A 24597-nucleotide genomic window follows, 5' to 3' on the forward strand; every position below is an offset into this window, starting at 1 on the left:
TGCGATGATGCCGGAAAAGCGGAGTCAATCATGGATCAAACAAAACCGGGAAACGTTCAGTCAAGCCCGGATCAGGCAGGTGCGGGGCAGCCGCCCTTTTCCATCCTCGTCGTCGATGACGAGCCGGGCATGCTCAGTTTCCTGCAGCGGGCGCTGGCCCAGCGTTACGGCCAGGTGGATACGGCCGGCAGCGTCGAACAGGCGGTGCCGCAACTGCACCGGCGGCTGTACGACCTGATCATCCTCGACATCTCGCTGCCCGGCCGTTCCGGCATCGAATGGCTGCACGACCTGCGCGACGACGGCTTTGCCGGCGACGTCATCCTGATCACCGCCTACGCCGACCTCGATACGGCCATCGACGCGCTGCGCGCCGGCGCCTCCGACTTCCTGCTCAAGCCTTTTTCGGTGGCCCAGATGCTCAACGGCGTCGCCCGCTGTTTCGAACGCTCGCGGCTGCGCCGGGAAAATTTCGTGCTGCGCCGCGAGATCGAGGAAAGATCGACGGCGGTCGATGGCGTCATCTGCCAGTCCGATGCCATGCAGGGCATCTGCGAGCGGCTCAAGCGAATCGCGCCGACCAACGCCACCGTGCTGATCACCGGCGAATCCGGGACCGGCAAGGAAGTCGCCGCCCGCGCCCTGCACCGCATGAGCGGCCGCCACGCCGGCCCCTTCGTGCCGATCAACTGCGCGGCGATTGCCGCCGAACTGATCGAATCGGAACTGTTCGGCCACGTCAAGGGCGCCTTCACCGGCGCCCAGAGCGCCCGCGAAGGCCTGTTCTACTACGCCCAGGGCGGCACGCTGTTCCTCGACGAAATCGCCGAAATGCCCGCCGCCGCCCAGGCCAAGCTGTTGCGCGTGCTCGAGGAGCGGCGCATCCGGCCGGTCGGCTCGGAACAGGAAATCCCGGTCGACGTGCGCGTCATCGCCGCCACCAACCGCAATCTCAAGGAAGAAGTCGCCCAGCAGCGCTTCCGCCAGGACCTCTACTACCGCCTGCAGGTCGTCGAACTCAATCTGCCCGCCCTGCGCGAGCGCCCCGACGACATCGCCCTGCTCGCCCGCCATTTCATCGCCAGCATGGCGCAGGCGCTGAACGTGCCGCCGCTCGACCTGACGCCGCGTGCCCTCGCCCGCATGGCCGCCTATGACTGGCCGGGCAATGTACGCGAACTGCGCAACTTCATCGAGCGCTCCCTGATCCTCGGCTGGTTCGACCTGGGCACCGACGACGACACTGGTGACGACGGTGACGGCGCCAGCGGCGAGCGCCTGGAAGCCGTCGAGAAACGGCACATCCTGGCCACGCTGCAGGCCTGCCACGGCAACAAGTCGGAAGCCGCGCGCCGCCTGGGCATCTCGCGCAAGACGCTGGACCGCAAGTGCACCGCCTGGGGCTGCGAGTGAGCGACAAACCCCGGCGGCAGTCGATCCGCCAACGGCTGCTGGTGCTGGCCCTTCTGCCGCTGGGCGTCGTGCTGCCGCTGCTGCTGATCATCCTCACCCAATGGGGTAGCGCCTATCTCGACCGCTTGCTGGTGGCCAAGGTCGGCGCCGATCTGGGTATCGCCAACGGCTACTACGAACGCGTCAGTGCCGGCATCGGCACCGCTGTCGAAGGTCTGGCCGGGTCAACTCGCCTAGCCGGCCAGGTGCACGCTGCGACTTCCGATCCGGCCGCCCTGCACCACTGGCTGGACACCGAAAGACGGCGCCTGAAGCTGGATTTCCTGCACCTGCTCGACGCCGACGACTGCGCTCCCGCTTATGCCGGCAAGCCCTGCTTCGCCGGCTGGCCGGTCATCAACCGCGCCCGTTCGGGGCAGGCGCAGACCGATAACGACATCTTTACCCCCGGCTTGCTGGCCGCCATCGAGCCTGCCCTGGCCCGCCGCGCGCATACGCCGCTGCTGCCGACCCAGAACGCCGCGCCCGATCCGCGCGTGGCCGAAGACCGGGGTCTGGTCGTGCATAGTGCCGCCCCGGTCTACGCGCACGATGGCCAGCTGCTCGGCGTGCTGGCCGGCGGCGTGCTGCTCAACGGCAATCTCGAATTCGTCGACCGACTGAACGAAATCGTCTATCCCGATGGCGAACTGATGCTCGGCAGCGTCGGCACGGCAACGCTTTTCCTCGGCGACGTGCGCATTGCCACCAATGTCCGCCTGTTCGAAGGCGGCCGCGCCATCGGTACCCGCGTCTCACAGGCGGTACGTGACGCCGTGCTCGGCGCAGGCGAAACCTGGCTCGACCGCGCCTTCGTCGTCCAGGACTGGTACTACTCCGGCTACCGCCCGCTGATCGACAGTCGCGGCGAGCGCATCGGCATGCTTTACGTCGGTTTCCTCGAAACGCCGTTTGCCGAAGCCCGCAATTCGGCGCTGTCCGGCATCGTCGCGCTGTTCGCGCTGACCATGCTGCTGGTTGCGGTATTCGGCGTGCTCTGGGCGCGCCAGGTCTTTCATCCGATCGAGCGCATGCACGCGACCATGAACGCCATCCAGAACGGCGACGGCACCGCCCGCGTCGGCCCGGTGCCCAATGTCGACGAGGTCGGCGACCTGGCCCGGCACTTCGACCGCCTGCTCGAAAGCCAGCAGGCACAGGCGCTCGCCCTGCAACGCTGGGGCGAAGCCCTGGACGGCAAGGTGGCCCAGCGCACTGCCGAATTGCAGGAAGCGCTGGCAACCCTGCGGTCGACGCAGGGCAAGCTGATCACTCAGGAAAAAATGGCCGCCATCGGCCAGTTGACCGCCGGCGTCGCCCACGAAATCAATAATCCGATTGCCGTCATCCAGGGGAATCTGGAAATGGCCCGCGAAGTGCTCGGCGAGCAAGCCAAACCGGTCGAACCGGAATTCCGGCTGATCCTCGACCAGGTGCACCGCATCCGCCTGATCGTCACCAAGCTGCTGCAATTCGCCCGGCCGCAGGAATACGTCGGCTACCTCGAACCGGTCGGCGCCCAGCAACTGATCCATGATTGCCTGCTGCTGGTCGGCCACCTGTTGCGCAAGGGCAATATCGCCATCGAGCAACAGATCGATTCGGCGCGACTGGTCACCTGCAACAAGAACGAGTTGCAGCAGGTCGTCATCAATTTGTTGGCCAACGCGATCCAGGCCATGCCCGACGGCGGCACGCTGCGCCTTGCGGTCGAGGACTGGGACGAGGCCGACATGCCGATCGGCCTGCGCCTGAGCGTCACCGATTCCGGCCCGGGCATCCCGGAAGCCGACCGCGAACATCTGTTCGAGCCCTTCTACACCGCCCACAAACCCGGCGGCCACGGCCTCGGCCTGTGGGTCAGCAAATCGCTGGTCGAACGCTACGACGGCCGCATCACCGTCGACTCGCCAGACGGCAGCGGCGCCGTGTTCACCGTCTGGCTACGCTGCGAGCCGCTGGGCTGAGCGACTGTTTTTGCAGGGAAAACTTGGCTTTCGTGCCGTCGACGGCTACACTTCACCCCCTGCCGAGGAGCGCTGCGACCCTTTGACCACATCGGGGCCAGGCTCGGCAACGATCAACGGCGCTCGCAAACCCTGTTCCACTCGCCGGTTTGCAGCGCCGTTCGCTTTTGCGGCGTCACCGGTGCTTTGCCGAGGTAAGCCATGATCCAGCCCGACCGTACTGCCGAACTCCACGCCCTGCTCGAACAACGCCTGCTCGTCCTCGACGGCGCCATGGGCACGATGATCCAGCGCCACGGCTTGCAGGAAAAGGATTACCGGGGCGAGCGCTTCGCCGATCATCCGCACGACCTCAAAGGCAACAACGACCTGCTGGTGCTGACTCGCCCCGACATCATCGGCGGCATCCACCGCGAGTACCTGGCCGCCGGCGCCGACCTGATCGAGACCTGCACCTTCAACTCGACCGCCGTCTCGCAGGCCGACTACAACCTGACCGAGATCGTCTACGAACTGAACTTCGAAGGCGCGGCGCTCGCCCGCAAGCTGTGCGACGAATTCACCGCGCAGAATCCGGCCAAGCCGCGCTTCGTCGCCGGCGTCCTCGGCCCGACCTCGCGCACCGCGTCGATCTCGCCCGACGTCAACGACCCCGGCTACCGCAACGTCACTTTCGACGAACTGGTCGCCAACTACGTCGAAGCCACCACCGGCCTGATCGAGGGCGGTGCCGACATCCTGCTCGTCGAAACCGTCTTCGACACGCTCAACGCCAAGGCCGCGCTGTTCGCCATCGAGAAATACTTCGACATCGCCGGCCGCCGCTGGCCGGTGATGATCTCGGGCACGATCACCGACGCCTCCGGGCGCACGCTGTCCGGCCAGACCGCCGAAGCCTTCTGGAACTCGCTGCGCCACGTGCAGCCGCTTTCCTTCGGCCTCAACTGCGCGCTCGGCGCCAGCGAACTGCGCCAGTACGTCGAGGAACTGTCGCGCGTCTGCGACTGCTACGTCTCGGCCCACCCGAACGCCGGCCTGCCGAATGCCTTCGGCGGCTACGACGAAACCCCGGAACAACTGGCCGACGAGATCGCCGGCTGGGCCGAGCGCGGCATCGTGAACATCGTCGGCGGCTGCTGCGGCACCTCGCCTGAGCACATCCGCGCCATCGCCGAACGGGTGTCCACGGTCAACCCACGCAAAACGCCAAAAATCGAACCGGCGCTGCGCCTGTCCGGGCTGGAAGCCTTCAACGTCACCGCCGACTCGCTCTACGTCAACGTCGGCGAGCGCACCAACGTCACCGGCTCGCGCGCCTTCGCCCGGATGATCCTCGAAGGCCGCTTCGACGACGCCCTGGCCGTCGCCCGCCAGCAGGTCGAAAACGGCGCCCAGGTCATCGACATCAACATGGACGAGGCGATGCTCGATTCGCTCGCCGCGATGGACAAGTTCCTCAAGCTGATCGCCTCGGAGCCGGACATTTCGCGCGTGCCGATCATGATCGACTCCTCCAAATGGGAAGTGATCGAGGCCGGCCTCAAGTGCATCCAGGGTAAAGGCATCGTCAATTCGATCTCGATGAAGGAAGGCGAAGCCAAGTTCCTGGAACAGGCGAAACTCGCCCGTCGCTATGGCGCCGCCGTCATCGTCATGGCCTTCGACGAAAAGGGCCAGGCCGACACCTACGCGCGCAAGATCGAGATCTGCGGCAAGGCCTACGAACTGCTCACCGGCATGGGTTTCCCGGCCGAAGACATCATTTTCGACCCGAACATCTTCGCCATCGCCACCGGCATCCCGGAACACGACAACTACGCCGTCGATTTCATCGAGTCGGTGCGCTGGATCAAGGAAAACCTGCCGCACGCCCACATTTCCGGCGGCGTTTCCAACGTCTCCTTCAGCTTCCGCGGCAACGACCCGGTACGCGAGGCCATCCACACCGTCTTCCTCTACCACGCCATTAAAAACGGCATGACCATGGGCATCGTCAATGCCGGCATGCTCGGCGTGTACGACGACCTGGAAGCCGAACTGCGCGCCAAGGTCGAGGACGTGGTTTTGAACAAGAACCCCGGCGCCGGCGAGGCGCTGGTTGATTTCGCGCAGACGGTCAAGGAAGGCAAGGCCAAGGACGCCGGCCCCGATCTGTCGTGGCGCGAGCAGTCGGTCGAGAAGCGCCTGGAACACGCGCTGATCAAGGGCATCACCGATTTCGTCGTGGCCGACACCGAGGAAGTGCGCGCCAAGCTCGAAGGCGAAGGCAAGCCGCCGCTGGCGGTCATCGAGGGCCCGCTGATGAGCGGCATGAACGTCGTCGGCGACCTGTTTGGCGCCGGCAAGATGTTCCTGCCACAGGTGGTCAAATCGGCGCGCGTGATGAAACAGGCGGTCGCCCACCTGCTGCCCTTCATCGAAGCCGAAAAGGCCCGTACCGGCCTCGGCTCCAAGGGCAAGATCCTGATGGCCACCGTAAAAGGCGACGTGCACGACATCGGCAAGAACATCGTCGGCGTGGTGCTGGGCTGCAACGGCTACGACGTCATCGACCTCGGCGTCATGGTGCCTTGCGACAACATCCTCAAGGCGGCGCTCGAACACAAGGTGGACATCATCGGCCTCTCGGGCCTGATCACCCCGTCGCTGGAAGAAATGGCGCACGTCGCCGCTGAGATGAAACGCCTCGGCATGAACCAGCCGCTGCTGATCGGCGGTGCGACGACCAGCCGTGCCCACACCGCGATCAAGATCGCCACCAACACCGACAGCCCGGTGGTTTACGTGCCGGACGCCTCGCGCGCCGTCGGCGTCGCCACCAAGCTGCTGTCGACCGACCAGAAGGCCGGCTACGTCGCCGAAATCGCCGCCGAATACGAAGCCGTGCGCACCGAACACGCCGGCCGCAAGGGCGCCACGCTGGTCAGCCTGGCCGACGCCCGCGCCAATCGTTTCACGTGGAACGAAGCGTACACACCGGTCAAACCGGCGCAACTCGGCCGCCAGACGCTGGACATTCCGCTCGTCGACCTCGTCCCCTACATCGACTGGTCGCCCTTCTTCCAGAGCTGGGACCTGGCCGGCCGCTACCCGGCCATCCTGACCAACGACGTCGTCGGCGAAACCGCCCGCCAACTCTTCCACGACGCGCAGGCAATGCTGGCGAAAATCGTCGCCGAGAAATGGCTGACCGCCAGAGCCGTGTTCGGCCTCTACCCGGCCCGCGGCGAGAACGAGGACATCGTGCTGTACACCGACGAGTCGCGCAGCGTCGAGGCAACTCGCTGGGTCGGCCTGCGCCAGCAGATCAAGCAGCCGGCCGGGCGTTTCAACACCGCACTCGCCGATTTCGTCGGTGAAAACGACTACGCCGGCGCCTTCGCCGTCACCGCCGGCCTCGGCATCGACGACCGCGTCGCCGCCTTCGAAGCGGCCCACGACGACTACTCGGCGATCATGCTCAAGGCCCTGGCCGACCGCTTCGCCGAAGCCGCCGCCGAATGGCTGCACAAGCAAGTGCGCACTGACTACTGGGGCTACGCCAAGGATGAGACGCTCGACAACGACGCGCTGATCGCCGAAGCCTACACCGGCATCCGCCCCGCCCCCGGCTACCCGGCCTGCCCCGACCACACCGCCAAGCGCGAGCTGTTCGCCCTGCTCGACGCGCCGGCAATCGACATGGCGCTGACCGAATCCTGCGCGATGACCCCGGCGGCCGCCGTCTCCGGCTTCTACATCGGCCATCCCGGCGCCAAGTACTTCGCCATCCCCAAGATCGGCCGCGATCAGCTCGAAGACTGGGCCGCGCGCAAGGGCATGGCGGTCGGCGAAGCCGAACGCTGGCTGGCGCCGCTGCTGTAAGCAAGGTGGAGCGATGGCCAAACGCTTCCCGCTCCACCCCAAACACCCCGAGCGCATCTGCTGGGGCTGCGACAAATACTGCCCGGCCAAGGACCTGCAATGCGGCAACGGCTCGGGCCGCACCATGCACCCCGCCGAAATGCTCGGCGACGACTGGTACACCTGGGGCGACTGGGGCATCGAACCGGACGAAAACGATCCGTCGGCGGCGGCAGCGCCACTGGGCTAAACGCGCTATCCTTCGCCACCCATCCGAATGCCCGCCACCATGCCCCGCTATCCGCACATCCTGTTCGACCTCGACGGCACGCTGATCGACTCCGCGCCGGCCATCCTCGCCAGTTTTCGCGCGGCTTTTTCGCAGACCGGCATCGCGCCGGCTGTCGCCATCGATGAAAGCGTGATCGGACCGCCGCTGACCGAGACCCTGCAACTGCTGTCGGGTAGCGACGATCCCGCGTTGATCGGGCGGCTGGGCGAGGCCTTCAAGGCCAGTTACGACGGCGCCGGCTACCGGGAAACCGCCGCCTATGCCGGGGTTGGCGAACTGCTCGCCGAACTCGCCGGGGCCGGGCTGACGCTGTCGATTGCCACCAACAAGCGCATCCACCCGACCCGCTTGATCCTCGACCACCTCGGCTGGCGTGGGCATTTCACCCATGTCTATGCGCTCGACCTGATTTCGCCGCGCCTACCGAACAAAGCGGCGATGATCGCTCGGCTGCTCGCCGACCAGGACATCGCCAAGGAACAGGCAATCTACATCGGCGACCGCAGCGAGGACGGCGAGTCGGCCGACGCCAACGGCCTGCCCTTCATCGCCGTGACCTGGGGTTACGGCAGCCTGAACACCGACGAGATGCGCGCCGGCTGGCGGGCGGCGGCGCGGCCGGCGGCACTCGGGGCGATGCTGCTGGCCGATTAAGCTTGTGCGGATTTCCGCACCAGCGCCTTGCCCGATTCCGGAATTCCGCACTGATCGACCGTCGCCAGTTGCAACCAACAGGACAACAAATACAATAAATCAATAACTTGCCAACCAGTGATGCGGCTGGCACAGCTCCTGCGATGTCTTCCTCCGCTGCCGCCTTGCGGCGCGTCCCAATTCCACGGAGGAGATAATATGAAACTGCGTTCCCTGATCGTCGCCGCTTCGCTGGCCGTTGGCGCCACTGCCGCCAACGCATCCGGCTTTATCAACGTCCTGACCGGCGGTACCAGCGGCGTCTATTACCCGCTCGGCGTCTCGCTGACCCAGATCTACGGCAAGGTGCTGCCCGACGCCAAGATGTCGGTGCAGGCGACCAAGGCCTCGGCCGAAAACCTCAACCTGCTGCAGGCCGGCAAGGGCGAAATCGCCTTCACGCTCGGCGACACGCTCTCCGAAGCCTGGAAGGGCAACGCCGAAGTCGGCTTCAAGGCGCCGCTGAACAAGCTGCGCACGGTCGCCGCGATCTACCCGAACTACATCCACTTCCTGGCTTCCGCCGATTCCGGCATCAAGTCGCTGGCCGACCTCAAGGGCAAGCGGGTTTCGGTCGGCGCCCCGAAGAGCGGCACCGAACTGAACAGCCGCGACATCCTCAAGGCCGTCGGCATAGGCTACCAGGATTTCGCCAAGGTCGAGTACCTCGGCTACTCGGAATCGGTCGAACTGATGAAGAACCGCCAGCTCGACGCCACGCTGCTGTCGTCCGGCCTCGGTGTCGCCGCCGTACGTGACCTGGCGACCGCGCTGAAGATCGTTGTCATCCCGATCCCGGCCGATGTGGTCGCCAAGATCGGCGACGCCGCCTACCAGTCCGGCACCATCCCGGCCAACACCTACAACGGCCAGACCACCGACGTGAACACCGTGCTCGTGCCCAATTACCTGATCACCCACGAAGGCGTGCCGGCCGACACCGTCTACAAGATGACCAAGTCGATGGCCGAGAACCTGGATGCCATGGCCACCGCCCACGCGGCCGCCAAGGCGATCAAGAAGGAGAAAATGGCCACCGGCTCGCCGGTACCGCTGCACCCGGGCGCCGAGAAGTACTACCGCGAAGCCGGTCTGCTCAAGTAAGCGATCATGACGGCTCACGTCTCCCCGCCGAACATCGAGCAGGAGACGTTCTCCGAGCACGGCGCCCAGCGCCGTCTCGGGGGCGTCGCGCTCCTCGTGCTGACCGGCATCGCGCTCGGCTTTTCCATCTACCAGCTGGCCATTGCGGCCTTCCATCCGCTCTCCAGCCTGGTCATGCGCGCACTGCACGTCGGCTTCCTGCTGACCCTGACCTTCATACTCTTCCCGATCCGCAAGAACGGTCGCCTTGACCGCGTTCCCTTCGGCGACTGGCTGCTGGCCGGTCTCGCTTTCGCCCTCGCCGCCTATCAATGGGTTTTCGAAGTCGACCTGATCATGCGCGCCGGCGACCCGAGCACCACCGACCTGATCGTCGGCACGGCGATGATCGTCCTCGTTTTCGAGGCTGCCCGCCGCATTCTCGGCCTGGCGCTGCCGACCATCTGTGCCCTGTTTCTGCTTTACGGCCTGTTCGGCCAGCACCTGCCGGGCGACCTCGCCCACCGCGGCTACGATTTCGCCCAGATCGTCGACCAGCTGGCGTTCGGCACCGAAGGCATCTTCGGCATCCCGACCATGGTTTCGGCGATGTACATCTTCCTCTTCGTGCTGTTCGGCGCCTTCCTCGAACACGCCGGGATGATCAACCTGTTCAACTCGGTGGCGCTGGGTTTCGTCGGCCACGCCAAGGGCGGCGCGGCCAAGGTATCCGTCGTCTCCTCGGGGCTGATGGGCTCGATTTCCGGCTCCGGCGTTGCCAACGTGCTGACCACCGGCCAGTTCACCATCCCGCTGATGAAGCGCTTCGGCTATTCCGGCACCTTCGCCGGCGCGGTCGAGGCGACCTCGTCGATGGGCGGCCAGATCATGCCGCCGGTAATGGGCGCAGTCGCCTTCATCATGGCCGAGAACCTCAACGTTCCCTACATCGAGATTGTCAAGGCGGCGCTGGTCCCGGCCCTGCTCTACTACGCGACAGTGTTCTGGATGGTGCACCTGGAAGCCGGCCGCAAGAATCTCGGCGGGCTGGCCAAGGAAGACTGCCCGAATCCGTGGCAGGCGATCCGCAGCCAGTGGTACCTGGTGCTGCCGCTGGTCGGCCTGGTCGGCATGCTGTTCAACGGCTTCACGCCGATGTACTCGGGCATGGTGGGCCTCGCCCTGTGCGCCATCCTGATCCTCGGCGCCGCCGTCGCCGCCCGCCTGTCGGCAACCGCTTTCCGCTTCGTCTTCTGGATCGCGGTCGGTCTGGGCACCTCGGCGCTGATCAAGTGGGGCGTTTATCCGGTGCTGATCGTCATCGCCCTGCTGATCGTCGCCTGCCTGTTCGTCCAGGGCGGCCGCGACACGCTGCGGGTGATGCGCAACAGCCTGGTCGATGGTGCCAAGCAGGCGCTGCCGGTCGGTGTCGCCTGTGCCATCGTCGGCATCATCATCGGCGTGCTGACGCTGACCGGCGCGGCCACGAACTTCGCCGGTTTCATCCTCAAGGTCGGCGAAGACAGCCTGTTCGTCTCGCTGCTGCTGACCATGTTGATCTGCCTGGTGCTGGGCATGGGCATCCCGACCATCCCCAACTACATCATCACCAGCTCGATCGCCGCGCCGGCGCTGCTCGAACTCGGCGTACCGCTGATCGTCAGCCACATGTTCGTCTTCTACTTCGGCATCATGGCCGACCTGACGCCGCCAGTGGCACTCGCCGCCTTCGCCGCCAGCTCGGTAGCCAAGGAGCCGGCGATGAAGATCGGCATCAAGGCGGTGCAGATCGCCATTGCCGGCTTCGTCGTGCCGTTCATGGCGGTGTACGACAATGCGCTGATGCTGCAGGGCGATCCATCGGTCCTGGCAGTCGCCTACATCGTCGGTAAAGCGCTGCTGGCGATCACGCTGTGGGGCGCCGCCAGCATTGGCTACCTGCGCGCACCGCTGGCCGCCTGGGAACGCGTCTGGGCTGCTGCCGCCGCCTTCATGCTGGTTGCTGCCATGCCGCTCACCGACGAGCTCGGCTTCGCCGCCTGTGCCGCCTTCATCGGCTGGCACCTGCTGCGCACCCGTCGCCTGCAGCCGGCATGAACGTGATCTGCCTCGTCGCCGGCCTGCTGGTGGCGCCGCTCGGCGAGGCAGTCACGCTGCAATGGACGCACTCGATCCAGAAAACCCTGTGGGCGGAAGACTACCGCCTGCAGGGCGATCGACTCCACCTGACCTCGGCCCGCGTGCGGGGCACCGGCGCCGGCATGGAACCGCCGGCAGACGCCGTCTACCGCGACGGTGCCTGGCACTACACCCCCGCCCTGCCGTTGCTGCCAGCGGTGAGCTTGCGCCATTCACCGCATGTCGCGCCCTATGTGGTGTGTTCGGCCGCTGACTGCCGACCGCTGCCGGACTGGCTGCCGACGCTGCCTGCCGACACCGTGGTCGACCTGAAAGCCTGCCCGGCCCCTGCACCGCAACAGGCAAAACTGGTTACGATGCGGCCATGAGCCGTCCTGTCATTCCTACCAAACCGCCCTCCCGCACCTGGCTGCTGACCGTACTGGCAACGCTGGCCTGCCTGTTGATCGGCCTGCTCGGCTATCGCCTGCTGCTCGACCACAACCTGGCCCATGAGCGCCGGCTGGCGACGCAGCGTCTCGACGCCTTCGCCCTGTCGCTCGACGCCACGCTGAACCGGCACGAATCGCTGCCCGGCTTGCTCGCGCTCGAACCTTCGCTGGCCGCGCTGCTGCGCGACCCCGACAACAAACAGCGGATCGACGCGGCCAACGCCTATCTCGAAGCCGCGCAACAGGGGGCGGCGGTGGCCGCCACCTACCTGATCGACGCCAACGGCCTGACGCTGGCTGCCAGCAACTGGCGCCAGCCGCGCAGTTTCATCGGCCACAACTACGCCTTCCGGCCCTACTTCGCCGATGCCGTCGCGCAAGGCCTGGGGCGCTTCTACGGCGTCGGCGTGACCACCGGCGAACCCGGTTACTTCATCGCCGCACCAGTCCGCGACGGACAGCAGATCCTCGGTGTCGTCGTCCTCAAGATCGGCCTGGAAGCCATGGAACAGGCCATGGCCGGCGCCGGCGACATCCTGCTGCTGGCCGACGCCGACGGCATCGTCTTCCTGTCGTCGGAACGCCGCCTGCGCTATCGCACGCTGGCGCCGCTGCCGGCGGCAACCACGGCACGCCTGGCGGAGACCCGTCAGTACGGCAACCAGGCCATCGTCGCCCTGGCTGACCGGCCCGTGCCGCTCGAAGCCAGCGCCCCCCTGCGTCTGGCACTGCCCGACGAAACGCCGCGCGAGCACCTGCTGGTGACCCGTCCGGTCGGCAATTTCGGCTGGCAGGTGGTGCAGCTCGGCCGCCTCGACGAAGCTCGGGCGGCGGCGTTTTCCGGCGCCATGGCATTGGCCTTTGCCGCCGCCTTCGCCATTGGCGTCGCCGCCCACCTGCGCCATCGCCGCCGCCGGCGCGAGGAATTGCAGCGCATTCACGGCGAACTGGAACAGCGCATCGCCGAACGCACCGCCGACCTGACCGCCAAGATCGCCGAACTGCAACGCACCGAAGCAATTCTCCACGAAACCCGCGACGCTGCGGTGCAGGCCGGCAAGCTGGCCGTCCTCGGGCAGCTGTCGGCCGGCATCAGCCACGAACTGAACCAGCCGCTGGCGGCGCTGCAGACCTTCGCCGACAACGCCAGCGCCCTGCTTGCCCGCGGCCGCCACGAGGAAGTCGCGGAAAACCTGCAGATGATCGGCGAACTGGTCGGCCGTACCGGACGCATCGTTCGCCAGTTGAAAACCTTCGCCCGTAAAGAAGCGGCGACGCCGCAGCCGGTCAGCGTCGCCAGCGCGATCGAACATGCGCTGTTGCTGGTCGAACCGCGCCGCCGCGACACTGCGGCCAGCATCGAGGTCAGCCAGAACGATGGCGAGCTGCAGGTCGTCGCCGAAGCCGGTCGCCTCGAACAGGTGCTGGTCAACCTGATGCTCAACGGCCTCGACGCCATGCACGGCCAGCCCGCACCCCGCCTGGAAATCACCGTCGCCCGCAGCGCCGGCCAGGTCCGCCTGAGCGTGCGCGACCACGGCCCGGGGATTGCCGACGAAGTACGCAGCCACCTGTTCGAACCCTTCTACACCACCAAGCCCGCCGGCGAAGGCCTCGGCCTCGGCCTGGCGATCTCGCTGGCCATCGTCGAAAGCTACGGTGGCACACTACGCACCGACAACGCGGCCGACGGCGGCGCCGTGTTCGTGCTGACGCTGCCCGCCGCCGGAGACGACCATGCCGCACCTGACGCTTGAATACACCGCCAACCTCGCCATTGACCCAGCCGCCGCGCTGACGGCGATCAACGCCGCCGCCTTCGACTCGGGCCTGTTTGGCGAAGCCGATATCAAGAGCCGCGCGCTCTGCCTCGGCGATTTCCGCACCGGCGTCCAAACAGGCGCCCGTGCCTTCGCCCATCTGCGTATCGCGCTGCTCAGCGGACGCAGCGCTGACGAACGCAAACAACTGGCCAACGCCGCACTCGCCGCCCTGATGGCGACGCTGGTTCCACCTGCGGGACACGAACTGCAGCTCAGCGTCGAAACCGTTGAACTCGACCGTGCCAGCTACGCCAAGGCCGTCGTCCATGGCTGAACTCACGGTCTTTCTGGTTGAAGACGACAGCGCCGTGCGCAAGGGTTGCGCGCAGGCGCTGACCATCGCCGACATCCCGGTGCGCGCCTTCGCCGACGCCGAAAGCATGCTTGCCGCGCTGGCGACGACACGGCCCGCGCTGGTCGTCAGCGACATCCGCCTGCCCGGCCGCGACGGCCTGACGCTGTTGCGCGAACTACGCCAGTTCGACCGCGAGCTACCGGTACTGTTGATGACCGGCCACGGCGACGTGGCCATGGCCGTCGAGGCGATGCGCGACGGCGCCTACGACTTCATCGAGAAGCCCTTTCCTTCCGAACGGCTGATCGCGGCGGTCAGGAGCGCCCTCGACAAACGCGCCCTGCTGGTCGAGAACCGCCAGCTCAAGGAACAACTGCACGCTGCCGGGCTGAGCGCGGTGATCGGCCAGACCCCGGCGATGCAGGACATCCGCCGGCTGATCGGCGCCCTCGCGCCGACCGGCGTGGACATCCTGATCAACGGCGAAACCGGTTGCGGCAAGGAGGTCGTCGCCCGCGCCATCCACGACGCCAGCGGCCGGCGCGGCCCCTTCGTCGCGGTCAATTGCTCGGCGCTGCCGGAAACGGTCTTCGAAAGCGAACTTTTCGGCCACGAGGCGGGTGCCTTCACCGGCGCCGGCAAGCGGCGCATCGGCCGCATCGAACACGCCAGCGGCGGCACGCTGTTCCTCGACGAAATCGAGTCGATGCCGCTCAACCTGCAGGTCAAGCTGCTGCGCGTGCTCCAGGAGCGCTGCATCGAACGCCTGGGCAGCAACCACAGCATCGCCGTCGATTGCCGCGTCGTCGCCGCCAGCAAGGCCGACCTCAAGGCGCTGGCCGACGCCGGCCAGTTCCGCGCCGACATCTACTACCGACTCAACGTCGTCAGCATCGACCTGCCGCCGCTGCGCGAACGCCGCGACGACATTCCGCTGTTGATGGCCGCCTTCCTCCAGGAAGCCGCCCAGCGCTACCAGCGCCCGCCAGCCACCTGGACGCCGGCCGACCTCGCCCGCTGGCAGGCACACGACTGGCCGGGTAACGTGCGTGAGTTGAAGAACGTCGCCAACCGCTGGGCGCTCGGCCTGTCCGACGCCCTCAGCGGCACCCCCGAAGCCCCGCCCGCCTCGCTCGGCACGCAGGTCGACGCCGCCGAACGCCGCGCCATCGAAACCGCCCTCCAGCACTGCGCCGGCAACGTCGCCCAGGCGGCCGAACTGCTGCAGGTGCCGAAAAAGACGCTGTACGACAAACTGTCCCGGCACGGCATCAGTGCCGACAACTTCCGGACGCACTGAGGAGCGGTTCCCAGCCACCGGGTGATCGGCGACAATGGCGCCATGACCGTACAGACCGCCATCGACCTCACCCCCTTCAACACCCTCGCGCTGCCCGGCAAGGCCGCACGTTATCAGCGAATCACCGATCCTGGGCAACTGGCGGCAGTCGCTCCCGGCGAGCGCCGTTTCGTTTTGGGCTGCGGCAGCAACCTGGTGCTGACTGGCGATTTTGACGGTCTGCTGCTGCACATGGCGATTGCCGGCAAGCGCGTTCTGCGCGAGGACGACGAGGCCGTCTACATCGAGGCCGGCGCCGGCGAGAACTGGCATGAATTCGTCCAATGGACGCTGGCGCAAGGCTGTCCCGGATTGGAAAACCTGTCGCTGATCCCGGGTACCGTCGGTGCCGCGCCGGTGCAGAACATCGGTGCCTACGGGCTGGAAGTCGGCGAGCGCCTGCATTCGGTGACGGCCTGGGATTTCGCCAGGCAAACCTTGTTTACCCTCGACCGCGCCGCCTGCCGTTTCGCTTACCGCGACAGCCTGTTCAAACAGGAAGGCTGGCACCTCGACGGCCGTGTCGCCATCGTCTCGGTCGTTTTCCGTTTACCCAGGAACTACCGACCGAACATCGGCTACGCCGATCTGCGCCAGGAACTGGCCGAGCGCGGCATTGCCGAACCCGGCGCACGCGATGTCGCCGACGCGGTCATCGCCGTACGCCAGCGCAAGTTACCGGACCCGGCGGTGACGCCGAATGCCGGCAGTTTCTTCCACAACCCGGTGGTCGAGCGGACACAGGCCGACGCCCTGCTCGCCGCCTACCCCAAGTTGCCGCACTATCCGCAGGCCGACGGGCGCGTCAAACTGGCCGCCGGCTGGCTGATCGAACAAGCCGGCTGGAAGGGCAAGGATCTCGGCCCGGTCGGCATGTACGAGAAGCAAGCGCTGGTGCTGGTCAATCGCGGTGGCGCCAGCGGCGCCGATGTGCGCAACACGATGGCTGCCGTCCAGGCAGCTGTGCGCGAGAAGTTCGCCGTCGACCTCAGTCCGGAACCGGTTTTCCTGTGACCTGCAGGCAGGCGGCCAGCCCGGTCGCCAGCGCATCGGCCATGCGCGCCTGACGCGCCGGGTCGAGCAGTTCGAGTTCCTCGTCCTTGTGCTTGATCACGCCGGCCTCGAATAGCACGGCCGGCAGCGTCGTGCGGTAGAGGACGACCAGGTTGTCGAAGTACCAGACGCCGTTTTCCGCATCGGCCGGCGCGTGCTTGCGCCCGTGCCAGTCGCTCGGCACGAAGCCCGCGCGGCGCAGCATGGCGCCCATCGCCGACGCACAGAGCAGGCTGGTCGCGGGGTCGGGATTATTGGCCGAAACGAAGATGCCGTAGCCGCGCTTGACCTCGGTATGCGTGCGCTCGACGCCTTCCCAGAGCCACGGCAGCAACCAGGCCTCACCCACCGAATCGTGATGGATGGAAATGAAGAAGTCGCTACCGACCGCGGCTTCGGGCCGCGCGGCCAGGCTGCCGATATTGCCGTCGAAATTGACTGAACGTACGCGCCGGCCCCGCTCGTCCAGGGTCTGCGCCAGTTGCGCCGCGAGATCCCGGTTGAACTCGAATTCGCTGCGCCCGCGTGCCGAAATGGCGCCGGTATCACGGCCGCCGTGGCCGACATCGATGGCGATTTCGGGGGCGGCCTGCAGCGGCCTGACCAGCAGCAGCGCCAGCGACAGTAAGGCAATCGGGAAAGGAAGTGCGAACATTTGCGGATTATCCGGCACAACTACAACATCGGCAGCATCGCCATCCGCAAGCACTACGTGGTGCTGGAACGGGCAGCCGGAAGTGGGTTATAGTCGCCGACCAGAACAGGACACCACCATGACCGACAAGATCGTTCCGCCGCGCGGCTCCACCGCGCACGCCCCGGACCTCAACTGGAGCCAGGTCCGCGAAACCGTATTGATGCTCGAGCTCGCCGCCGTGCAGATCGAGCACGCGATGAAGGACAGCAATGCCTCCGTCGATGTGCTGACGCAATCCTTCACCACGATGGCTGGTTGCATGCAGGAAATCGTCGGCAAGGTCGAAGCGCTACCCGACGACGGCGCCGCCGGTACGGCCCGGGCCGAACTGCTCGGCGCTGCCGGCAACGTCTCCGGCATGGTGCACCAGGCGATCATTGCCTTCCAGTTCTACGACAAGCTGGTGCAGCGCCTTGCCCACGTCGGCCTGAGTCTGGGCGAACTCAGCGATCTGGTCGCCGAACCCGGCCGCATCTACAACCCGGGCGAATGGGTTGGACTGCAAACGCGGATCAAGGGCAAATACACGACGCGCGAGGAAATCGCGATGTTCGACGCGGTCATGCAGGGCATCCCGGTCCAGGAAGCGGTCGAACGCTTCATGGCCGAGATGAAGGAAAAAAGCGACGATATCGAACTGTTCTGAGCCGGGCGCTCAGAAGTCGGCCGCCGCTTCCCAGACGATGTGCGCTTCCGGGCCGCTGTTCGCGGTCCGCTCGAGCATGTCGATCATCGGCCAGGCGCGTTGCGGCAGGCCTACCGGCGGCGGTTTCTGCCGCTCTTCCTCATCATCCGGTTCCGGCGCACCCGCCATCTGACGACGCGCCTCATCGACGGCACGCTGCAGCTTGGCAGCCGCCGGCAACATTTCGGGCTGGGTGAATACACCGCGCGCACCGGTTTCCTTGCCGACAATTTCCAGCAGGGTTTTCGCCGTTTCGGCGTACATCAGCAATTCACCGGTTTCGCTGGATTGGAAGGTAACGATCATCGCATCTGTCCGTTCGCGTCATCTCTCTCAAGGGAGAGGCACTATAGCAGACCGTATTTCTTCAATTTGTCGTGCAGGGTCGTGCGGGCTGTCCTCAAGACATCGGCGGTACGCTGGATATTGCCTTCCTGACGCGAAAACTCGTCGGCAATCAGCAGCCGCTCGTAATTCTCGACCGCCTCGGCCAGCGACGGTTTGACGGTCGGATCGATCCCGCTGCAGGCCTTGCCGATGCCGAGAACGTGGCAATCGGCGGCATTCTTCAGTTCGCGGATATTGCCCGGCCAGTCCTGGACCATCAGCCGCTGCAGAACCTCCGGCGTCAATGCCGGCAGTGGCCGGTTGTAGCGTTTGGCCGCCTGCAGCAGGAATGCGTCGTAAAGCGCCGGGATGTCCTCGCGCCGCTCGCGTAACGGCGGCAGTTCGATACGTACGACATTGAGGCGGTAATAGAGGTCGGCGCGGAATTTTCCCTGTTCCGACCAGATTTTAAGATCTTCCTTGCTCGCCGCGACGACACGGCAATTGACCGGCACCTGATGGTTCGAGCCCAGCCGCTCGATGACGCGCTCCTGCAACACGCGCAGCAACTTGATCTGCATGCTCATCGGCATGCTCTCGACCTCGTCGAGGAAGAGCGTACCGCCGCTGGCGTATTCGATCTTGCCGATGCGCCGTTTCTGCGCCCCGGTAAAGGCCCCGGCCTCGTGGCCGAACAATTCGCTGTCGAGGATGTTGTCGGCCATGCCGCCGCAATTGAGGGCGACATAGTTTTCCTGGCCGGCGCGCGACAGGTCGTGCAGGCAGCGGGCAACCATTTCCTTGCCGGTACCGGTTTCGCCGTAGATCAGCACATCGACGCCGGCATCGGCGATGTCGAGGATCAGCCGGCGCACCTGCTGCATCTGCGGCGAACGCCCGATCAAGCGGGATTCAAGGTCGTCGCGCTGATCCAGGCGCCGGCGCAGCGCCTCGACTTCCAGCACCAGCGCCCGCTTCTCCAGCGCCCGGCGGACGACATCGACCAGATCGTCGGTCGAGAACGGCTTCTGCATGAAATCGTAGGCACCGTTGCGCATCGCCTCGACCGCCAGCGTGACGTCGCCGTGGCCGGTGATGATGATCACCGGCAGATCGGGATCGCGGTCCCTGACCAGGCGCAGCAGATCCATACCGCTAGCGCCCGGCAGCCGCATGTCGGTGACGACGATGCCGGCAAAATCGGGCTTCAGGTACTTTTCCGCAGCTTCCGCGGAAGCCACCGAGAGCACGGGAATTCCCGCCAGTTGCATGGCCTGTTCGCACCCCAGACGGACATTGGGGTCGTCTTCGACGAGCAGGACCTGCAAGGATGTTTTCATCAAGCGCTTCCCGACGACAGCGGCGGCAGCAGGACGACGAAGCGGGCACCACCACCGGGTGCCGGGCCGGCCATCAGATCACCGCCGAAATCGCGGAGTATATCCCGCGAGATGGTCAGGCCAAGCCCCAGGCCTTCACCGGGCTGCTTGGTGGTGAAGAAGGGTTCGAACAGATGCGCCACCGCCTCCTCGGAAAAACCGTGACCGCTGTCTACGACGGACAAGGCAATCTTGCCGGTACTGCTTGCTTCGCTGCTGAAACTCAAACGGCGGACAGGCTCGTCATGCATCGCGTCGAGGGCGTTGCCGACCAGGTTGACCAGGACCTGCTGCAAGCGGTTGCGGTCACACCAGGCGGTCGTGGCGCCGGGGGTAAAATGGCGCTCGACAATCACCGCATCCTTCTTCAGTCGCGACTCGAACAGGAACAGTGCGCTATCGACCGCCTGCCCGATATCGACCGCGCTTGAAACCGCCGGCGATTTACGCGCAAAGGTCTTCAAGGGGCCGATGATGTTGCCCATCTGCTCGGTCAATTGCTCGACGATGGCGAGATTGCGTTCGGCGGTCGCCGCCTCGCCACGACGCATGAATTCGGCGGCGTTGGCCGACAGGGTACGAATGGCGCCGAGCGGCTGGCTCAGTTCGTGGGTAATCCCCGTCGCCATCTGGCCGAGCACGGCCAGCTTGGCCGCCTGGACCAGTTCATTCTGGGCGGCACGCAAGGTCTGTTCGGCGCGCTGGCGCTCCTGGACCTCGCGCTGCAGACCGGAGACCGCCTCGGACAAGTCGACGGTGCGCGCCTCGACCTTGCGCTCCAGTTCCTGGTTCGCCAGTTCGAGCATCGCCCGCGCCTCTTCACGCCCACGCGCCAGACGCCGTCGCTGGCGGGCGTACAAGACGCCAAGCAGCAGGCAGCCAAGGGCCGCCACGCTGAGCGCGGCATGCGTCGCCGCCTGGACACCGACCGCGCGCAAATCCGAGAAGACGACTATGCGCCACGCCGTACCGGGCAGATTCCTGGCCATCGCCAGGTAGGGACGCGCGCCCTGCGCCGGGGCCACATCGTCGCGCAGGTGCTTGGGCAGGCGCACCACGCGCCCTTCATCCGCCCCTGCCAAGTCGATGTCGAGGCTGATCGCCCCCAGCGCCTGACCGGCAAACTGCTGCCGGCCAAGGCGTTCGAGCACCGCTGTCGGCTGCCGGCCGAGCGTGGCGTAGCGCCATTCCGGCGGCGAGGCGAGCAATACCACGTCGTTGCGGTCGACGATCAGGGCCGGCGCTTCCTGCGCCAGCCAGCGCCGCTCGACTTCACGGATGCCCGATTTGACGACGGCAACACCGATGATTGCCCACTCACGACTCTCGTCGCGAATCGGCAGGGCGAAGTAATACCCCGGTTCATGCCGGATATGATCGACCGCGTAATGCCGGGCTGGCGTACCGCGCACCGCATCGCGAAAGAAGGGCATGTAGGAGAGATCGGAACCAAGCAGGTTGTCCGAGAATATCCAGTCGCTCGACGCCACCACGCGGCCGCTCAGATCCAGGACAAAAATCGCCGGGCCGCCCAGATGATCGTTCAGTTTCTGCAGGAAACGGTTGGCCTCGGCCTGGCGGATGTCCGCCTCTTCGCTCGGCGCGCGCAGCAAGGTCACGACATCGGGGTTCAGCTCGACCGCGCTGGGCACCGAGGCATGGCGGGTCACCTCGCTGTCGATCGCCGCCCCGAGGATGTCGAGTTGATGCGACGCTGCCTGGCGCATGTTTTCGACCCCATAGTTTTCGGAGACCCGGTAGGACGCCAGACCGAGCAGCAGGAACACCACAAACAAGCCAGCCACGCCAAGCACGCGATGCGGATTGGGCAAGGAGTAGGGAGAAATGATGTCGGATTCCGGCATGACGGGCGGGCTCAAGGATGAGTCATTGTAGGGTCAAACCCCTGCCGCCCGGGAACACCATGGCCCGCCATCGCCGCTCAACCCGGCCGACGCGGTGCGGTCAGCACTTCCGGCGCCAGCACGGCAGCCAGTTGAGCCTTGTCCATCAATCCCATTTCCTCGACCAGCTCGGCAACACCGCGACCGCTGCGCAAAGCCTCCTGGGCAACCCGCGTGGCGTTCTCGTAGCCGATATGCGGGTTCAGCGCCGTTGCCAGCCCGGCCGACGTGCGCACGCGCTCGGCCAGCAGCTCGCGGTTGGCGGTGATGCCGCGCACGCAATGGGCGGTCAGCGTGCGGCAGCCGGCGGTCAGATGCTCGATGCTCTTGAACAGGCTGTGGGCGATGATCGGTTCGAAGGCGTTCAACTGCAACTGGCCGCCCTCGGCCGCCATGGTGATGGTGACGTCGTTGCCGATGACCTCGAAGGCGATCTGGTTGACCACTTCCGGAATCACCGGATTGACCTTGCCCGGCATGATCGACGAACCGGCAGCGCGCGGCGGCAGGTTGATTTCATTGAGCCCGGCCTGCGGACCGGACGACAACAGGCGCAGGTCGTTGCAGGTTTTCGACAGTTTGGTGGCAACGCGCTTGAGCACGCCCGATAGCTGCACGAAGGCGCCGCAATCCTGGGTCGCCTCGATCAGATTCGGCGCCGCTTCCAGGCTGAAGCCGGAGAGCCGCGACAAGTGGTCGATGGCCAGCTTGGAATAGCGCATGTCGGTGTTGATGCCGGTGCCGATGGCGGTGGCGCCGAGGTTGATCTCGCGGATCAGGGCAATCGCCTCGCCCAGGCGCAGCTCATCCTCCTGCAGCATCACCGCGTAGGTCGAGAACTCCTGACCGAGCGTCATCGGCACGGCATCCTGCAACTGGGTGCGGCCGATCTTGAGCACGTCCTTGAATTCCTCGGCCTTGGCAGCAAAAGCCTCGCGCAGCCCGGCCATTGCCGACAGCAGGCCGCGGATGGCAAAACAGGCAGCGACGCGCAGCGCCGTCGGATAGACGTCGTTGGTGCTCTGCGACATGTTGACGTGGTTGAGCGGATGCAGATGGGCATAGTCGCCCTTCTTGTGGCCGAGGATTTCCAGCGCCCGGTTGGCGATGACTTCGTTGGCGTTCATGTTGGTCGAGGTGCCGGCACCGCCCTGGATGACGTCGACGACGAACTGCTCGTGCAACTTGCCGCCGGCAATTTCCTGGCAGGCGGCGACGATGGCATCGGCGCGTGTACGGTCGAGCTGACCGAGTTCGGCATTGGCCAATGCCGCCGCCTGCTTGGTCAGCGCCAGGGCGCGCACCAGTTCGCTGTAGCTGCCGATGGTCTTGCCGGTAATCGGGTAGTTCTCGATGGCGCGCAGCGTATGCACGCCCCAGTAGGCGCCGGCGGGTACCTCGGCGTCGCCGAGCAGATCGTGTTCGAGTCGTGTGGTCATGTTGTCTCCATTGATAGTTGTGGTCTTCATTGATTGGCTAGATAACAATAAACTGACCAGAAGTTTGGCCAGGTTGGCTTCACTGCCCATCCTCAAGCTGTCCTGAAACGGGTAATTCCGGATTCGAGACTGCTCGCCAGATTGTCCAGTTGTCGCGCCGTGGTCGCCATGCTGGCGGTGGCACGGTTGTTTTCGTGGATCATCTGGACGATGTGTTCGACCCGGGCAGCGATCTCCTCGCCGCCGGACGACTGCTGGCGCAGGCTGGCCGAGACGTCGTCGATGACCCGGGCGACGTGGCGGTTGCTGCTTTCGATGGCGCTCATCGATTCGCCGGCCGCACAGGCCATGCGCAGGCCCTCGTCGACGCGGCTGACCGAGCGCTGCATGTGTTCGGCCATCGAGCGCGCGCCGTTCTGGATGGCGCTGACCATGGCGGCGATCTGGCTGGCCGAAGCGGTCGTCTTTTCGGCCAGCTTGCGCACCTCGTCGGCGACCACGGCAAAGCCCCGGCCGCTGTCGCCGGCCCGCGCCGCCTCGATCGCGGCATTCAGCGCCAGCAGGTTGGTCTGGTCGGCCAGATCGTGGATCACCGAGGTAATCGCCGAGATGCGCTCCGACTCCTGCCCCAGCGTCGTTGCCGTCGCCGCCGAATCGGTGACCAGCCCGGCAATCTGACGAATCTCGTCGACCATGGTCTGGATCGTCTGGCAACCACCGGCCGCCTGCTGCCCGGCCTTGCCGGACAGCTCCTGGGCCTCCTGGCCAAGGTTGGCGATATGCGTGATGCAGACCGACATGGTCTGCAGCGTTTCGGCCATGGCGGCACTGGCCGCTGCCTGCGCTTCCGAGCCGCCGCGCATTTCGTCGGCAGAACCGGACAGCGCGGTGACGGCATGCTTGAGTTGCCCGGCTTCAAGGCGGATGGCGCCCAGAATGTCGGCCAGCGACTGGGTGGTCTTCATCGCCGCCGCCTGAACGCGGCGGATCTCGGCAAAGCCGTTCGGCTCAATGCGCTGCGTCAGGTCGCCAGCGGCGATGCTTTCCATCAGGCGAGCCGTCGTTTCCAGCGGACGACGCACGCCCCCGGTCAGCAGATACCCGAGGAAGGCGGCGATCAGGACGGCAACGACCACCAGGATCAGCGTCAGCCGACGGGTGTTCGCCGACTCGGCCACGATGTCGCCGGCCCGTTCGCGGCTTTGCGCCTGCACCAGCTGGCGCGCTTCGGCGATGCTGGCTTCGAGCACCTGCATGCGCGGCTCGGCTTCCTGCTGCAGGATGCCCATGGCCACCGTCGACAGGAACTGCATGGCCTCGGCCATCGCCTTGTCCTGGATATCGATGGCCGCCGTCGCCTGTTGCCTGACCCGTTGCAGCAACGCGCCTTCACCGGTGACGGCATGGTCGACCGCAATATTCTCCAGCGCCCCGAGGGCGGCGAAGAAGCGCGCCTTCTCACGCTCGTAGCGTGCGGCTTCCGCCTTCATCACCTCGGCATCGGTGAAGATGATGTTATTGCGCACGCTTTCGCGCATGCCGGCGTAGGCGTAGCCCAATTCGGCAATCTGGCTGTCCTTGGTCAACGACACCGTGGCGATGCGCTCGGCTGCGGCATCGACGCGCCCCAGGCTGAACGTCGTCCAGCCAGCCACGACGACAAACAGGCCGACGATGACGGTAAACGCCATCGCCAGTTGCGGACCAATTCCCAGACGGAACAAGGCTTTCATGACATGCTTTCCTTAGCGCCCAG

At 65.9% G+C, this 24597-nt stretch carries 19 protein-coding genes and 1 riboswitch; of the genes, 13 read left to right on the forward strand and 6 right to left on the reverse strand.

What is annotated here, in order from left to right; translation table 11 throughout:
• Positions 1–30: 30 nt before the first annotated feature.
• From AADV58_RS01335 to murB, 12 genes are all read left to right on the forward strand, one after another.
• Entirely contained in the window at positions 31–1413 is a 1383-nt protein-coding gene (locus tag AADV58_RS01335; protein ID WP_341743864.1) for a sigma-54 dependent transcriptional regulator, read from the forward strand.
• The gene (locus tag AADV58_RS01340) at positions 1410–3419 is read left to right on the forward strand and encodes a cache domain-containing protein (RefSeq protein WP_341743865.1); all 2010 of its coding nucleotides are present in this window, start codon (positions 1410–1412) and stop codon (positions 3417–3419) included. The genes AADV58_RS01335 and AADV58_RS01340 overlap by 4 nt, the downstream gene beginning before the upstream one ends.
• A gap of 58 nt (positions 3420–3477) precedes the next feature.
• A riboswitch (S-adenosyl-L-homocysteine riboswitch) is annotated at positions 3478–3551 on the forward strand.
• Positions 3552–3623: 72 nt separating this feature from the next.
• The gene (metH, locus tag AADV58_RS01345; RefSeq protein WP_341744523.1) at positions 3624–7283 is read left to right on the forward strand and encodes a methionine synthase; all 3660 of its coding nucleotides are present in this window, start codon (positions 3624–3626) and stop codon (positions 7281–7283) included.
• A 13-nt stretch (positions 7284–7296) separates the two neighbouring features.
• On the forward strand, positions 7297–7512 hold the full coding sequence (locus AADV58_RS01350) for a DUF3079 domain-containing protein (RefSeq protein ID WP_341743866.1): 216 nt from the start codon (positions 7297–7299) through the stop codon (positions 7510–7512).
• Between the two features lie 39 nt (positions 7513–7551).
• On the forward strand, positions 7552–8208 hold the full coding sequence (locus tag AADV58_RS01355; RefSeq protein ID WP_341743867.1) for an HAD family hydrolase: 657 nt from the start codon (positions 7552–7554) through the stop codon (positions 8206–8208).
• 198 nt (positions 8209–8406) lie between these two features.
• Positions 8407–9351 (forward strand): TAXI family TRAP transporter solute-binding subunit, encoded by a 945-nt coding sequence (locus AADV58_RS01360; protein ID WP_341743868.1) that lies wholly within the window; start codon positions 8407–8409, stop codon positions 9349–9351.
• A gap of 6 nt (positions 9352–9357) precedes the next feature.
• The gene (locus tag AADV58_RS01365; protein ID WP_341743869.1) at positions 9358–11427 is read left to right on the forward strand and encodes a TRAP transporter permease; all 2070 of its coding nucleotides are present in this window, start codon (positions 9358–9360) and stop codon (positions 11425–11427) included.
• Entirely contained in the window at positions 11424–11837 is a 414-nt protein-coding gene (locus AADV58_RS01370) for a DUF1850 domain-containing protein (protein ID WP_341743870.1), read from the forward strand. The genes AADV58_RS01365 and AADV58_RS01370 overlap by 4 nt, the downstream gene beginning before the upstream one ends.
• Positions 11834–13657 (forward strand): sensor histidine kinase, encoded by a 1824-nt coding sequence (locus tag AADV58_RS01375; RefSeq protein ID WP_341743871.1) that lies wholly within the window; start codon positions 11834–11836, stop codon positions 13655–13657. Before AADV58_RS01370 ends, AADV58_RS01375 begins: the two co-directional genes overlap by 4 nt.
• The gene (locus tag AADV58_RS01380; RefSeq protein WP_028993954.1) at positions 13638–13997 is read left to right on the forward strand and encodes a 5-carboxymethyl-2-hydroxymuconate Delta-isomerase; all 360 of its coding nucleotides are present in this window, start codon (positions 13638–13640) and stop codon (positions 13995–13997) included. Before AADV58_RS01375 ends, AADV58_RS01380 begins: the two co-directional genes overlap by 20 nt.
• On the forward strand, positions 13990–15318 hold the full coding sequence (locus AADV58_RS01385; RefSeq protein ID WP_341743872.1) for a sigma-54 dependent transcriptional regulator: 1329 nt from the start codon (positions 13990–13992) through the stop codon (positions 15316–15318). Before AADV58_RS01380 ends, AADV58_RS01385 begins: the two co-directional genes overlap by 8 nt.
• A gap of 42 nt (positions 15319–15360) precedes the next feature.
• On the forward strand, positions 15361–16371 hold the full coding sequence (gene murB, locus AADV58_RS01390) for a UDP-N-acetylmuramate dehydrogenase (protein WP_341743873.1): 1011 nt from the start codon (positions 15361–15363) through the stop codon (positions 16369–16371).
• Here murB and AADV58_RS01395 read toward each other — a convergent pair.
• Complete coding sequence (locus tag AADV58_RS01395; protein ID WP_341743874.1) at positions 16346–17065, reverse strand: N-acetylmuramoyl-L-alanine amidase; 720 nt, start codon at positions 17063–17065, stop codon at positions 16346–16348. The genes murB and AADV58_RS01395 overlap by 26 nt on opposite strands.
• 118 nt (positions 17066–17183) lie before the next feature.
• Here AADV58_RS01395 and AADV58_RS01400 point away from each other — a divergent pair, with 118 nt between their 5' ends.
• The gene (locus tag AADV58_RS01400) at positions 17184–17753 is read left to right on the forward strand and encodes a hypothetical protein (protein WP_341743875.1); all 570 of its coding nucleotides are present in this window, start codon (positions 17184–17186) and stop codon (positions 17751–17753) included.
• Positions 17754–17762: 9 nt separating this feature from the next.
• Here AADV58_RS01400 and AADV58_RS01405 read toward each other — a convergent pair whose 3' ends face one another.
• The 5 genes from AADV58_RS01405 to AADV58_RS01425 form a co-directional block, all read right to left on the reverse strand.
• Positions 17763–18098: a DUF1840 domain-containing protein gene (locus AADV58_RS01405; protein WP_051295232.1), complete on the reverse strand. Its 336-nt coding sequence runs from the start codon at positions 18096–18098 to the stop codon at positions 17763–17765.
• 41 nt (positions 18099–18139) lie between these two features.
• Positions 18140–19459 carry a sigma-54 dependent transcriptional regulator gene (locus AADV58_RS01410; RefSeq protein ID WP_341743876.1) on the reverse strand — a complete coding sequence of 440 codons (1320 nt, stop codon included), beginning with the start codon at positions 19457–19459 and terminating at the stop codon, positions 18140–18142.
• Positions 19459–21378: a sensor histidine kinase gene (locus tag AADV58_RS01415; protein ID WP_341743877.1), complete on the reverse strand. Its 1920-nt coding sequence runs from the start codon at positions 21376–21378 to the stop codon at positions 19459–19461. The genes AADV58_RS01410 and AADV58_RS01415 overlap by 1 nt, the downstream gene beginning before the upstream one ends.
• A 62-nt stretch (positions 21379–21440) precedes the next feature.
• A complete protein-coding gene (gene aspA / locus AADV58_RS01420; RefSeq protein WP_341743878.1) occupies positions 21441–22841 on the reverse strand; it encodes an aspartate ammonia-lyase in 1401 nt (466 codons plus the stop codon).
• A 92-nt stretch (positions 22842–22933) separates the two neighbouring features.
• Complete coding sequence (locus AADV58_RS01425; RefSeq protein ID WP_341743879.1) at positions 22934–24574, reverse strand: methyl-accepting chemotaxis protein; 1641 nt, start codon at positions 24572–24574, stop codon at positions 22934–22936.
• Positions 24575–24597: the final 23 nt, after the last annotated feature.

The sequence above is a fragment of the Azonexus hydrophilus genome (assembly GCF_038368255.1).
Classification (GTDB): Bacteria; Pseudomonadota; Gammaproteobacteria; order Burkholderiales; family Rhodocyclaceae; genus Azonexus; species Azonexus hydrophilus.

Coding starts and splice junctions, on each gene's coding strand:
- AADV58_RS01335 (WP_341743864.1), top strand. CDS start 31: ATGGATCAAACAAAACCGGGAAACGTTCAGTCAAGCCCGGATCAGGCA.
- AADV58_RS01350 (WP_341743866.1), top strand. CDS start 7,297: ATGGCCAAACGCTTCCCGCTCCACCCCAAACACCCCGAGCGCATCTGC.
- AADV58_RS01355 (WP_341743867.1), top strand. CDS start 7,552: ATGCCCCGCTATCCGCACATCCTGTTCGACCTCGACGGCACGCTGATC.
- AADV58_RS01360 (WP_341743868.1), top strand. CDS start 8,407: ATGAAACTGCGTTCCCTGATCGTCGCCGCTTCGCTGGCCGTTGGCGCC.
- AADV58_RS01365 (WP_341743869.1), top strand. CDS start 9,358: ATGACGGCTCACGTCTCCCCGCCGAACATCGAGCAGGAGACGTTCTCC.
- AADV58_RS01370 (WP_341743870.1), top strand. CDS start 11,424: ATGAACGTGATCTGCCTCGTCGCCGGCCTGCTGGTGGCGCCGCTCGGC.
- AADV58_RS01375 (WP_341743871.1), top strand. CDS start 11,834: ATGAGCCGTCCTGTCATTCCTACCAAACCGCCCTCCCGCACCTGGCTG.
- AADV58_RS01380 (WP_028993954.1), top strand. CDS start 13,638: ATGCCGCACCTGACGCTTGAATACACCGCCAACCTCGCCATTGACCCA.
- AADV58_RS01385 (WP_341743872.1), top strand. CDS start 13,990: ATGGCTGAACTCACGGTCTTTCTGGTTGAAGACGACAGCGCCGTGCGC.
- murB (WP_341743873.1), top strand. CDS start 15,361: ATGACCGTACAGACCGCCATCGACCTCACCCCCTTCAACACCCTCGCG.
- AADV58_RS01395 (WP_341743874.1), bottom strand. CDS start 17,065: ATGTTCGCACTTCCTTTCCCGATTGCCTTACTGTCGCTGGCGCTGCTG.
- AADV58_RS01400 (WP_341743875.1), top strand. CDS start 17,184: ATGACCGACAAGATCGTTCCGCCGCGCGGCTCCACCGCGCACGCCCCG.
- AADV58_RS01405 (WP_051295232.1), bottom strand. CDS start 18,098: ATGATCGTTACCTTCCAATCCAGCGAAACCGGTGAATTGCTGATGTAC.
- AADV58_RS01410 (WP_341743876.1), bottom strand. CDS start 19,459: ATGAAAACATCCTTGCAGGTCCTGCTCGTCGAAGACGACCCCAATGTC.
- aspA (WP_341743878.1), bottom strand. CDS start 22,841: ATGACCACACGACTCGAACACGATCTGCTCGGCGACGCCGAGGTACCC.
- AADV58_RS01425 (WP_341743879.1), bottom strand. CDS start 24,574: ATGAAAGCCTTGTTCCGTCTGGGAATTGGTCCGCAACTGGCGATGGCG.